Below are 12,639 nucleotides of genomic sequence, written 5' to 3'. Positions count from 1 at the left end.
GACCGGACCAGGCGACATGCCCCGCCCCGCCGCGATCGGGCGCCGCCGCCGCACCGGCCCGGCGCCCCGCCGACGGAGGCCGCTCGCACCCGCTATCCGGGCGGCTCCGGCGGGCCGGTCGGCCGCCGGACCGGGACCTCCCCGAAGAGGTCCACCGCGCGGCGGACCTCCATCAGGGCCGGGCCGAGCGCGCTCACCGACCCGATCGCCCCCGCTATCAGCAGCAGGGACCGCCGCATCCGGGGGACCTCGTACCGCCCCCGGGCCACCATCGAGTCGAGTGTCGTGAGTTCCTCCTCCGCGATGGCCAGATCCGGGCCGTTCCCCGGGCGACCGTCCAGTTCTCGCCGTAACCGGGCGACGGCGGCGGACAGGGCCACCACCCGGGGATCCTTCCCGTTCCCGGCCAACGACGTCTGTTCCACTCCCCGCAACACCGCATTCCCCCTCGCACACACCTCAGCGCGCACGACCGACCGTCGACGGTCAACCACCCTGAGTTGCGCGCCAGTTAACGCCATGGGGTGCCATACGCGCCACTCAGCCGCCCGAAATCAGGACGCTGGCTCTACAACGCCCATCGGATGGCGCCAAACGGTCACTCTCCATCGGGTAAGCACAGAACATGACCGATCGATCGACACAGCCGACGGTGGCCGGACTCCTGCTCGCGGCGGGCGGCGGACGGCGGCTCGGCGGCCGCCCCAAGGCGCTGCTGACCCATGCGGGCCGCCCCCTTGTCGAACACGCCGCGCACGCGCTGCGCGCGGGCGGCTGCGGCCCGGTCCATGTCGTCCTGGGCGCGGCGGCCGACCAGGTGCGCGCGGCGGCGGACCTGACGGGCTGCGCGGTCGTCGTCAACGACGACTGGCCACAGGGAATGGGATCGTCGCTGCGGGCGGGCCTGGAGTCGCTCGCCGCCACCGGGGCCGACGCCGCCGTGGTCTGCCTGGTCGACCAGCCCGGGGTGGGCGCGGCCGCCGTCGGCCGGGTCCGCGCCGCCGCCGCCCGCGACGCGCTGGCCATGGCGGTGTACGCGGGCGTACGCGGCCATCCCGTCCTGCTCGGCGCCGACCACTGGCGGGCGGTGGCGGCGAGCGCGGTGGGCGACCGCGGGGCGCGCGCCTATCTCGCCGCACGGGCGGCGGAGTTGCGGCTCGTCGAGTGCGGGGACGTGGCCGACGCGTACGACATCGACACCCCCGGGGATCTCGCCCGGCTGGACCCGGGCCCGGACGGCGGCCCCTGAGCGAGGAGCACCGGGGCGCCCCGGGCGTGTCCGCGCCCGGAGGGCCGTATCCGGACCCGTTCTCTCGATATCAACACACCTTGTACTTCCACGATGAGGAAACTACTATCCACCAAACAGAATCATGATCGACATCGCGCCGACCCGAACGGTCGCCACCGCCCGCGTCGGCGGCGGATGTCGCGAGCGCACCCGACCCCCGGTACCGCCGCTGAAGGAAGTGACCGCCCATGTCCGCACCAGCGCCGTCCCCGCTGGCCATCGTCGACGCCACCCCGCTCCCCCGCCAGGAGGAGGTGCTCACCGACGCCGCCCTCGCCTTCGTCGCGGAACTGCACCAGCGCTTCACCCCGCGCCGGGACGAACTGCTCGCCCGCCGCGCCGGACGGCGGGAGGAGATCGCCCGTACCTCCACGCTGGACTTCCCGGCCGAGACCGCCGCGATCCGCGCGGACGACTCCTGGCGGGTGGCGCCCGCTCCCCCGGCGCTGGAGGACCGCCGGGTGGAGATCACCGGACCCACCGACCGCAAGATGACGATCAACGCGCTCAACTCCGGCGCCCGGGTCTGGCTGGCCGACTTCGAGGACGCCTCCTCGCCGACCTGGTCCAATGTGGTCCTCGGCCAGCTCCATATGAAGGACGCCTTCGCCCGCCGGATCGACTTCACCGACGAGGGCAGCGGCAAGTCCTACGCCCTGCGGCCCGCGGACGAGCTGGCGACCGTCGTGATGCGCCCGCGCGGCTGGCATCTGCCGGAACGCCATCTGCGCGACGGCGACGGTACGGCGGTGCCGGGCGCGCTGGCCGACTTCGGCCTCTACTTCTTCCACAACGCGCACACCCTGCTGGAGCTCGGCAGGGGACCGTACTTCTATCTGCCCAAGACCGAGTCGTACCAGGAGGCGCGGCTCTGGAACGACATCTTCGTCTTCGCCCAGGACCGGCTCGGCATCCCCCAGGGCACCATCCGGGCGACCGTGCTGATCGAGACCATCACCGCCGCGTACGAGATGGAGGAGATCCTCTACGAACTGCGCGACCACGCCTCCGGTCTCAACGCGGGCCGCTGGGACTACCTCTTCTCCATCGTGAAGAACTTCCGTGACGGCGGGCCGGGGTTCGTGCTGCCCGACCGCAACGCGGTCACGATGACCGCGCCCTTCATGCGCGCCTACACCGAACTGCTGGTCCGCACCTGCCACAAGCGCGGCGCGCACGCCATCGGCGGCATGGCGGCCTTCATCCCCTCCCGGCGTGACCCCGAGGTCAACAAGGTGGCGTTCGAGAAGGTCAAGGCGGACAAGGACCGTGAGGCGGCCGACGGTTTCGACGGCTCCTGGGTGGCCCATCCGGACCTGGTGCCGCTCGCCATGGCCTCCTTCGACGCGGTCCTGGGCGAGAAACCGCACCAGAAGGACCGGCTGCGTGAGGACGTCTCGGTGGCGCCGGGCGATCTGATCGCCATCGACTCCCTGGAGGCCGTGCCGACCTCCGCCGGGCTGCGCAACGCCGTCTCGGTCGGCATCCGTTACATCGAGGCGTGGCTGCGCGGGCTGGGCGCGGTGGCCATCTTCAACCTGATGGAGGACGCGGCCACCGCCGAGATCTCCCGCTCCCAGATCTGGCAGTGGATCAACGCGGGCGTGGTGTTCGAGAACGGCGAGCGCGCCACCGCCGCGCTGGTCCGCTCGGTCGCCGCCGAGGAGCTGGACGCGATCCGGGCCGAGGCCGGGGAGGAGTCCTTCGCCGCCGGTTCCTGGCACCAGGCCCACGATCTGCTGCTGAAGGTCGCCCTCGACGAGCGGTACGAGGACTTCCTGACCCTGCCCGCCTATGACCACCTGACGGGCTGACGCCGGGAGTCATGGGCGGATACGCCCGCGCTTCCGGGCCCGCGCCCTGCGGGGCGGGTCCGGAAGCACGGGTCAGCGCCCTGTGGGGGGGCGGGGCCGCGAGCGCGGGCAGCGCGGGTCAGCGGGTGATGACCGTGCGCTGCGCCGAGAAGTCCCCCCACTTGCCGTCGGGGAGCTTCGCCCGGAGCTTGACGCTGTACCGGGTGCCCGGCGGGTCGCTCACGGTCATCGTGTACGAGGCCGTGGAGCCGGTCGGCATGGTGCCCCAGACGATGGTGGTCGCGTACTTCCCGTTGAGGTACAGCTCATGGGACTCGATCGCGCCATCGGCCTTCGGCGGGGACCAGCGCAGCTCCACACTGCCCTTCTTCGCCGTGGCGGTGAGGCCGGTCGGGGCGGTGTTCGGGCCCGCGCCGGCGGCGGCGGGCGTGGTCAGATCGACGGATCCGCTGTCCGGTGAGGAGTTCTCGGCGGCGTCACGGGCGCGGAGGGTGAAGGTGTAGACGGTTCCGGGGCGCAGCCCGGTGACCCGGGCGCTCGTCGCCGTGCCCGGCACGCTGTGGATCCGGGTGCCCTCCTGGTAGACGTCGTAGGCCGTGACGCCGATGTCGTCGGTGGCGCGCGCCCAGGAGAGGGTGACGGCCTTCTGCCCGGCGACCGCGCCCGTGAGCCCGGACGGGGTGGTGGGGGGCTTCCTGTCGTCGGGGGTGGGGGCCGGGGTGGTCACGGACACGGGCGCGCTCGGCTTGGAGAGCTTGCCCTGGGCGTCCTTGGCCCGGACGGTGAAGCTGTAGGCGGTGCTGGGCGACAGCTTGTCGATGTCGACCATGGTCTTGTTCCCGGGGAGGGTGGAGACCCGGGTGCCCTTCTGGAAGACCTCGTAGCCGGTGACGGACTGGTCATCGGTGGCCGCCGTCCACATGACATGGACGGAGGTGGCACTGCCCGCCTGCGCGGTCACTCCGGTGGGGGTGGTGGGGGCCTTGTTGTCCTGCTCCTCGCCGCCACCGCAGCCGGTGAGCAGGAGTGCTGCCGCGCAGACCAACGTGGGGAGGGTGGGGGGACGTCGCACGGTCGAACCTCCGCGAACGGTTGATTGGTCCAGACCTATATGGCCATAGCCGTGGGACGACTTCAAGCCCCATCCGGTAGGCCAACGGCACCCGACGGTAACGGATCTGACCTTTCGCCCGGTTCTCCCGTTCAGACCACCCGGTCCTCCCGTTCAGCCCCAGGCCGCGCCCAGCAGCAGAAAGCCGCAGATCAGTACGGCCAGGATCGCCAACAGCGGCCAGACGAAACGGAGATAGCGGTCATAGCCCACCTTCGCCAGGGCGACCCCGCCGATGGTCACCGCCGTGGTCGGCACCCAGAGGTTCATCCAGCCGCTGGCCGCCTGCCAGGCCGTGACCACCAGCGCCCGGGACACGCCCGCGAAGTCGGCCAGCGGGGCGAGGATCGGCATCGCGAGGGTGGCATGGCCGGAGGTGGAGGGGATCAGGAACGCCAGCGGCAGATTGACCAGGAAGACCAGGATGGCGAAGAGCCCCGACGAGGTGCCCTGGACCACCCCCTCGATGGAGTGCAGCACGGTGTCGGTGATCCGCGCGTTGTTCATGATGACCGTCACCCCCCGGGCCAGCACGATCACCAGCGCCGGGGAGATGAAGTCCGCCGCGCCCTGGACGATGGTGGCGCTCAGCCGCTGCTCCCCCAGCCGGGCCACCACGCCCACCAGCACCGCCGCGACCAGGAAGAGGGCCGCGAGCTGAGGAAAGGACCAGCCGAGTTCGAAGGGGTAGGGACGGGCGTCCGCGTTCCCGGTCAGGGCGCTCGCCCAGGGCACCACCGAGAAGATCATGAACGCGAAGACCAGCGCCACCAGCACCAGCACCACCACCTGGAGCCGGGTCAGCTCCGGCGGCTCCCCCGCGCCCGCCGCCGCGATCTCCCGGTCCCCGGGCAGGAACCCGGAGAGCGAGCGCTCGGGCCGGGCCCGCACCCGCCGCCCGTACCGGACGACATACGCGATCGTCACCGCCGTCAGCACCACCCACATCGCCGCCCGCAGCACGATGCCGTCCCCCAGCGAGATACCGGCCGCCGAGGAGGCCACCCCCGTCGCGAACGGGTTGACGGTGGAACAGAGCACCCCGATGCCCGCGCCCAGGATGATGGTGCCGGTGGCCACCATCCGGTCGTACCCCAGCGCCAGCACCAGCGGCACGATCAGCCCGTAGAAGCCGAGGGTCTCCTCGGCGAATCCCTCGACGGTGCCGAGCAGCGAGAAGACCAGCATCACGCCCGCGATCAGCAGCGCGCCGCGCTCGCGCAGCGCGTGGGCGAGCCGGGCGATGCCCCGGTCGAGCGCCCCCGTGGCGAAGACGACGGTGATGAACGCGCCGATCGCGAGGACGAAGAGGAAGACCCCCGCGCTGCCGTACAGCTCGCCCGTCAGGTCGGGACCGACCGTGCCGGTGCGCGGATCCCGGATGCCGTAGAGGCCGTTGACGGGCGCGAGGAGCAGGTCCCGCAGCCGGTCGGTGAAGCCCTGTCCGCTCTCCACCGGGTGGTAGGTGCCCTGGACGGGGGCGCCGTCCGGGCCCCGGTCGTACTCCCCCGGCGGGATCAGGAACGCCACCGCCCAGACCGCCACCGTCACCAGGGCCAGCACGGTCAGCGCGCTGGGGAAGACGAACCGCCGCCGCCCGGCGCCCTTCTCGGGCGCGCCGACCGTCATGGGCGTCCCCCGGCGGCCGGAGCGCCACCGCGGGGAGCGCGGCCAGGGGCGCCCGGGTCATCCGGGTCGCCCGCGTCGCTCCTGGTCGTCGGAGCCATCGCCGTACCTCGTGCCTGTCCGCCGGGCCCCCGCACCCCAATCCACCACACCCCGCCACGCCCCGCACCCTCGAACCGCCGCTCGCGGTACGCGGCGGGCGCGGGGATCGGGCCCCGGCACCGGTGAGATGCGCGCGCGGGGATCGGGCCGGACCGGGCACCCTGTGCCGTGCCCCCCCCCAGGGCACGCCGGGTGCCGCCGGGCAGGGCGGGGCGCCGACGAGGGGTTCGGTGGCCCGGCACGGGGCTCCCGGCCTCCGGGGTCGGTGGGGCTTCCCTCCTTCTGTCGCGCGCATGGCCCGGGGGTGTGTCACGGGCTCCGGAGTCATCGGCGGACCACGGCGGGCAGGCATGCCGGAGGGCCCGGGGCTACCCCGCCAGCAAGGTCCGCGCCAGGTCGACCACCCGCTCGTCCTCGGCCACCTTCCCGTACACCACCCGTCGATCCCGCTCCGCCAGGGCGCCGAGCCGTTCCCTCACCTCCGCCGTCAGCGCCTCCTGCCCCAGTGCCGCCAGCGTCTCCAGCGCCTCCTCCGGCGCCGCGTGCCGCTCCACCGCGCCGAGCAGCAGATCGGCGGCGGCGGCCGTCGAGAGCGCCCCCGGCAGCTCGCCGGGTATGGCCCGCAGCGCCCGCACGGCCGCCGGGACCTCACGCGGATCGGCGAGCATCGCCCGCAGCGCCGGGGCGAGCGCGGCCGCCTCGGCCCCGAGCAGTCCGGCCGCCCGGGCCGCCCGGATCCTCGGCCCCCGGTACCACTCCACCGCGCCGCCCTCACCGGCCTCGGCGAGCACGCCCCCGACCGTCTTGACCGCCTCCGCCGACTCCCCCGTCAGCCGCCACAGCGCCAGGGCGAGTTCGATGTCCGTCTCCATCGCCAGCACGACCCGTCCCCGGCCCGGAGGCGTCAGGGCGAGCCGCAGACAGGGCACGAGGGGCGCGCCCGCCGCGCCGAGACCCCCGGCCGCCCGGGCCGTGTCCGGGGAGGCGCCCTCCGCCAGGGCCTCGGCGAGCGCGTCGAGCAGCGGCCCGGTCTCGCCGGTGAGGCGGCTCAGCGCCTCGGCCGCCGCCCGGCGGTGCTCCCCGGCCCCGGCCGCCCGGCGCAGCCGGGCCGCCACCGCGTCCCGGTGCCCCGCCGGACAGACCGCCACCAGCGCCTCCGGGACCCGCGCGGGAAAGCGCTCCAGAACCGCCGTCAGCTCCGGCAGCGCCGCCTCGGCCACGCCGCCCCACCGGATCACCAGGGTCAGCAGCCGGTCCGCCTCGGCGCTCGTCAGCTCCTCCGCGCCGGGCGCGGTGAGGCGGATCCGTACCGCGTTCAGCAGTTCGGGGGCGTACGGGATCACGGCCGCGCGGCGGTGGCCGCCGGAGGCCGCCGTCAGGGCCCTGGTCCGGGCACCCAGATCGCGGGCCAGGAGCGGCGCGGCCCGGTCGGGGGCCAGCTCGACCAGGAGGGCCAGCGCCCGGTCGGCCAGTTCCCCGCCCTCGGCGGCGAGGGCCGCGAGCGCGGGCGCGGCCGGGGCGGCGTGGCGCCCGAGCCGGTCGAGCACCGGCAGCAGGAACGCGGCCTCGGGGGCGCAGGGATCCCCCAGGAGCGCGACCACCGCCGGGGCCAGCCGCGCCGGGGCGGCCCGCGACAGCATGCAGGCGTGCTCCGCGGCCCAGAGCGCCTCCTTGCGCGCCTCGGGGTCGGGCAGCGCGAGCGCGGACTCGACCAGCCCGAACGCGGCGGCGCGGTTCTCGTCCGTGTCCCGCAGCAGCAGTGTCTCCGTCACATACCGCAGGGGCTCGGCCCGCTCGTCGTCCAGCCGCCCGGCGACGCGGGGCCCGGCGGGCAGCAGTTCCAACAGGGCGTCCCGGTGCCGGGGTGTCCAGGCGCGGCCGGAGTCCAGCGCGGCCAGCACGGCGACGATCCGCAGCTCGGCCGGGCTGCCGGAGGTGAGCGCGGCGGCCAGCGCGGGAGCGCTGCCCCGGGGGTCGAGCCGGGCGAGCGCGGCGAGCAGTTCGGCCCGCACCCCCGGCTCACCCTCGCGCCGCCAGCGTTCGCGCAGTGCGGGCAGCACCCGGTCGGAGCCGGACACCCCGGCGGTCCACGCGACGGTCCGGCGCACCCGCTCGTCGGGGGAGTCCAGCAGGGGCACCAGCAGCGGGAGCTGGGCGACGACGGCGGCCCGGCAGGCGTCGGGCGCCACGTCGAAGGGGTCCTGGCTCTCGGCTATCCCGCCGAGCAGCGCCAGCAGCTCGGCGGGGCGCACTCCGGCCACGGCGGCGCGGGCCAGGAACGGGACGGCGGCCTCGGTCGCGGTGTAGACCGTGCCCTGGTGGAGGATGCTGCCCCACAGCTCGTCCAGTGCCTCGCGCGACTCCTCCTCCGTGCCGAGCAGCGCGCGCAGGGTCTCCGGCAGATCCTCCGCCTCTCCGTACGCATGTTCCAGGTCGGTCCAGTGGACGTGGTCCAGCCCCGCCACAACCCCTTCGAGATCCATGGTCCGAGCATGGCACGGGGGTCTGACAGCACCCGGCCCCGAGCCTCTGACACCTGGTCACCAGGGTTAGCCGGTGGACCCGTCGGCCGGGTGGGCGACCTGGCGCGCCCGCTCCCGTGGGGCGGGTTCCGGCCTCGGCGGCCCGCTCCGGGACCGCTGGAGCATGGCCGGATCCGCACCGCCGAAGAATGTTTCAGGCATCGTCCCCGTAGGGTCAGGGCAAGCACTCGCACTGTCAGGAAAGCTTCCTGTTCAATCCTCGACGCGACGCCACAGGCGACCGAACCTGGAGGTTCAGTGCAAGCCCCCCACACCCCCACCCGCCGTCGGCGCGGCGCCGAGCGGCCCTCCGCACCCTGACCACGGCAGCCCACCCCGCGCCACCACCCCCTGTCCCCCGAAGGCGTCGTGTGGAACCCGCCCCCTGGGCTCCGCCCGGTGCCTGTCCCCTGGTACCACGGTCACCCCCGCCCCCCAGGTGCCGTGGTACCCCCGGGCTCCGTCCGGCCCCACCCCCTCGGGCCGACCGGAGTCCCGTCCCCAGACGCCGTACGGGCGTGGGAGTGCCGCCCACCCCGTACGGCGTCCTCGGGCCTTCGCGCACGCGGGCGCGCACGCCCCCGCGTGCGCGCCCCTTCCCGAGCCGACGGAACACCCACGCCCGAGCACCCAGGCCGACGCGATGCCCCGCTCGACGCCGCCCGTCAGCGCGGTGTCGCCCGTCAGCGCGGTGTCGCCGGGCGCGCGCCCGGTGCGGGAGCCGCGGCCTCAGCGGCGCTCCCGGCCGGGGGGTGCACCGCGGCGGACACCTCCGCACGGCCCCAGTGGTTGAAGGCGAGATTGAGCAGGATGGCCACGATGCACCCGGTGGAGATACCGGAGTCGAGGACGACGAGCGCGTCCTCGGGGAAGGCGTGGTAGAACTCCGGCGCCGCGATCGGGATGAGCCCCACGCCGACGGAGACCGCCACGATCACACCGTTCTCGCCCTTCTCCAGGGCGGCCGTGGCCAGGGTCTGGATACCGCTGGCGGCCACCGTCCCGAAGAGCACCACCCCCGCGCCGCCGAGCACCGGCAGCGGCACCAGCGCGATCACCGAGGCGGCGACGGGGAAGAGTCCGAGCACGATGAGGATGCCGCCGCCCGCCGCGACGACGAACCGGCTGCGGATGCCGGTCATCGCGACCAGCCCCACGTTCTGGGCGAACGCACTGCACATGAAGCCGTTGAAGAGCGGGCTCAGCGCGCTGCCCAGGGTGTCCGCGCGCAGTCCGCCCTCGATGGTCCGCCGGTCGGCGGGACGGTCCACGATCCTGCCGAGGGCGAGCATGTCGGCGGTGGACTCGGTCATACAGACCAGCATCACCACACACATGGAGATGATGGCCGCGATCTCGAACTGCGGGGCCCCGAAGTGGAACGGGGTCGGGAAGCCCACCACATCCGCGTCGGCCAGCGCGTCGAAGCCGGTCATGCCGAGCGGGATCGCGATGAGCGTGCCGATGACCAGGCCGAGCAGGATGGCGATCTGCCGCAGGAAGCCCCGGAGCAGCTTGCGCAGGGCGAGCACGATCACGAGGGTGAGCGCCGCCATGCCGATGTTCCGGAGCGAACCGTAGTCGTCCGTCCCCGGGGCGCCCCCTTGTGACCAGGTGAAGGCGACCGGCAGCAGCGAGAGGCCGATCAGGGTGATCACCGTGCCGGTGACGACTGGCGGGAAGAACCGGATGAGCTTCGAGAAGTAGGGCGTGAGGAGAAAGCCCAGCAGCCCGGCGACGATGATCGCGCCGAAGATGACGGCGATCCCCTCGTGTCCCCGGTCCCGCCCGATGGCGACCATCGGGGTGACACCGGCGAACGAGACACCGTTGACGAACGGCAGCCGGGCGCCGATCTTCCAGAAGCCGAGCGTCTGGAGGAGGGTGGCGATCCCGGCGGTGAACAGGCTCGCGCCCATCAGGAACGCGGTGTCCGTGGCGTCGAGCCCCACGGCGGGCCCGACGATCATCGGCGGGGCCACCACGCCCGCGTACATCGCGGCCACGTGCTGGAGGCCGCTGGTGAGCAGCCGGACGGGCGGCAGGCTCTGGTCGACCGGGTGCGCGCGGTCGGCCGGTGCCCCGGCCCGGGGGTCGGGTGTGAGGTCCTTGCGGAGACTTGGCTCGGCGGCCACGGCGGCTCCTCCGGTCGGGTGCACGTCACGGGCGGACGTGGAGGTCGACAGGGTGACGGGGTGTCAGTGAGGTCGTACGGGGTGGGACGGTGCCGGACCGGGTCCGGTACCCCGGGTGACGGCGGGTCGGGTCGCCGCGTGTGCGGGGCGCGGCCCCTGGGGACGGGCCGGGCGCGGTGCGGGGGATGCGCCGGTACGGCGGAGTTCCGGCGCCGCGCTCTGGGCGGAGCGCGGTACGGAGAGGGGTGCGCGAGCAGCGGATCGGGCCGGTCGCGTGACGGTGAGGGAGTCGGCCCCGGCCCCAGGGCGGTCGGTGACGGGGAACGGCGGAGCGGGCGCGGCGGGAGGGAACGCGGGGGAGGAACGCGCGCGCACCATCATGGGTGACGCGTTGTCCGCGCCACGAGGGCGCGTGGACTCCGCGCGACGTTGGTGGCGTGTTCGGCGCGCCACCAGGGTGGCGCGTTCGGCACACCGCTTGAGGAACGCGCCACCACCTGGATGTCGTGGCGCGCTCCCCGGGTCACGGTGGCCGTAGGTCGTGTCGTCACCATGGCGCCCGTCCGCCCGGAGGGCGGGCGACACGGCATGGTGACGACACGGCATGGCGCGGTGTTCGCCGCCGGGGAGACCCAGGGGGATGTGGTCGGTCTCCCCGGCGCGCCACCAGGTTCCGGCCGAGGGCCGTCCCCCTCGGCCGGAGCGCGGATCCCGGGCTCGCCGGGCGACGGGCACCTGAGCCGGTGCGGGAAGGGAGGGAACAGAGGGAGGGATCGGGAGGCGGGATCAGAGGGAGCGGTCAGTGGTCCGTGAGGCGGGCCAGTCGCCGGGCCTCGGCACGGGTCTCCCGGGCGATGGCGTCCTCGTCCACGGTGACCAGCCGACCGTCCTCGACCACGGGGACGCCGTCGACAAGGGAGAGGGTGATGGGGGCGGGGGCGCCGAGGACCAGGGCGGTGACCGGGTCGGCGATGGAGGAATGGGCGAGGGTGTCGATCCGCCAGAGCACCAGGTCGGCGAGTTTTCCCGGCTCCAGGGAACCGAGATGATCGGCACGGCCCAGGACGCGGGCCCCGCCGTGGGTGCCCAGACGCAGTGCCTGCCGGGCGGTGAGCGCGGCCTCGCGGTGCGGTCCGAGGCGCTGGACGAGCAGGGCGTTGCGCAGTTCGGTGTGGAGTTCGCCGGACTCGTTGGAGGCGGTGCCGTCGACGCCGAGGCCGACCGGCACCCCGGCCCTGAGCAGGTCGGCGACGGGGGCGATCCCGGCCGCGAGCCGGGCGTTGGAGGAGGGGCAGTGGGCGACGCCGGTGCCCGTCCGGGCGAAGGCGGCGATGTCGGAGTCGTTCATATGGACGCAGTGGGCCATCCAGACATCCGGTCCGAGCCAGCCGGTCGACGCGAAGTACTCCGTCGGCCCCATGCCGAACCGCTCCTCGCAGAACGCCGCCTCCTCCACCGTCTCCGAACCGTGGGTGTGCAGCCGCACGCCCTTGCGGCGGGCGAGTTCCGCGCCCTCCCGCATGAGTGCGGTGGAGACGGAGAAGGGGGAGCAGGGCGCGACGGCGATCTGGGTCATCGCGTCGGCGGCGGGGTCGTGGTGGGTGTCGATGGCCGCCTCGGTGGCCGCGAGCGCGCCGTCCAGGGTCTCGACGGCGAAGTCCGGTGGCAGCCCGCCGTCGGAGACGCCCAGGTCCATGGAGCCACGGGCGAGCGTGAGGCGTACCCCCAGTTCGCCCGCGGCGCCGACGATGGCACCGGTGAGATCGCCGGAGCCACGGGGGTGGATGTAGTGGTGGTCCACCGCCGTGGTGACCCCGCCCCGGGCCATCATCGCCAGGGATCCCCGCGCCGAGGCGCGGACCATGGCTTCGTCGACGCGCGCCCAGGTCGGGTAGAGCGCCACCAGCCAGTCGAAGAGGTGGTGGTCGGTGGCGAGTCCCCGGGTGAGCCACTGGTAGAAGTGGTGATGGGTGTTGACCAGGCCCGGGGTGACGAGATGGCCGGTGCCGTCGATCCGCCGGATCGAATCGGTCGGCCC

The 12,639-nt window shown here is 74.0% G+C and carries 8 protein-coding genes; 2 read left to right on the top strand and 6 right to left on the bottom strand.

Translation table 11 applies throughout. From position 1 onward, the window contains the following. Positions 1 to 92: 92 nt before the first annotated feature. Positions 93 to 380, bottom strand: a complete 288-nt coding sequence (locus tag ACFVIM_RS26460) for a DUF5955 family protein (RefSeq protein ID WP_384306054.1) — start codon at positions 378 to 380, stop codon at positions 93 to 95. A gap of 245 nt (positions 381 to 625) precedes the next feature. Between ACFVIM_RS26460 and ACFVIM_RS26455 the strand changes: the two genes are divergently transcribed. Continuing rightward, complete coding sequence (locus ACFVIM_RS26455; protein WP_384306051.1) at positions 626 to 1,249, top strand: NTP transferase domain-containing protein; 624 nt, start codon at positions 626 to 628, stop codon at positions 1,247 to 1,249. Positions 1,250 to 1,479: 230 nt separating this feature from the next. Further along, positions 1,480 to 3,105, top strand: a complete 1,626-nt coding sequence (gene aceB, locus ACFVIM_RS26450) for a malate synthase A (RefSeq protein WP_384306048.1) — start codon at positions 1,480 to 1,482, stop codon at positions 3,103 to 3,105. 118 nt (positions 3,106 to 3,223) lie between these two features. On the opposite strand, the gene ACFVIM_RS26445 is transcribed toward aceB, so the two are convergent. The 5 genes from ACFVIM_RS26445 to ACFVIM_RS26425 form a co-directional block, all read right to left on the bottom strand. Then, positions 3,224 to 4,177 carry a fibronectin type III domain-containing protein gene (locus ACFVIM_RS26445; protein ID WP_384306045.1) on the bottom strand — a complete coding sequence of 318 codons (954 nt, stop codon included), beginning with the start codon at positions 4,175 to 4,177 and terminating at the stop codon, positions 3,224 to 3,226. A gap of 153 nt (positions 4,178 to 4,330) precedes the next feature. Further along, positions 4,331 to 5,845: a YfcC family protein gene (locus ACFVIM_RS26440; protein WP_384306042.1), complete on the bottom strand. Its 1,515-nt coding sequence runs from the start codon at positions 5,843 to 5,845 to the stop codon at positions 4,331 to 4,333. Between the two features lie 467 nt (positions 5,846 to 6,312). Continuing rightward, positions 6,313 to 8,427, bottom strand: a complete 2,115-nt coding sequence (locus ACFVIM_RS26435) for a HEAT repeat domain-containing protein (protein WP_384306039.1) — start codon at positions 8,425 to 8,427, stop codon at positions 6,313 to 6,315. Between the two features lie 722 nt (positions 8,428 to 9,149). Then, positions 9,150 to 10,601 (bottom strand): nucleobase:cation symporter-2 family protein, encoded by a 1,452-nt coding sequence (locus ACFVIM_RS26430; RefSeq protein WP_384306036.1) that lies wholly within the window; start codon positions 10,599 to 10,601, stop codon positions 9,150 to 9,152. 799 nt (positions 10,602 to 11,400) lie between these two features. Further along, on the bottom strand, positions 11,401 to 12,639 hold a 1,239-nt coding region (locus ACFVIM_RS26425; protein ID WP_384306033.1), incomplete at its 5' end, for an 8-oxoguanine deaminase.

Source organism: Streptomyces sp. NPDC057638 (assembly GCF_042800315.1).
Taxonomy (GTDB): domain Bacteria; phylum Actinomycetota; class Actinomycetes; order Streptomycetales; family Streptomycetaceae; genus Streptomyces.
The sequence above is the reverse complement of the archived record's forward strand: the minus strand, read 5'-3'. Positions and strand labels throughout refer to the sequence as shown.

Excerpts from the sequence above, each read along its gene's own strand:
- ACFVIM_RS26455 (WP_384306051.1), top strand. The coding sequence starts at position 626 with ATGACCGATCGATCGACACAGCCGACGGTGGCCGGACTCCTGCTCGCG.
- aceB (WP_384306048.1), top strand. The coding sequence starts at position 1,480 with ATGTCCGCACCAGCGCCGTCCCCGCTGGCCATCGTCGACGCCACCCCG.
- ACFVIM_RS26440 (WP_384306042.1), bottom strand. The coding sequence starts at position 5,845 with ATGACGGTCGGCGCGCCCGAGAAGGGCGCCGGGCGGCGGCGGTTCGTC.
- ACFVIM_RS26435 (WP_384306039.1), bottom strand. The coding sequence starts at position 8,427 with ATGGATCTCGAAGGGGTTGTGGCGGGGCTGGACCACGTCCACTGGACC.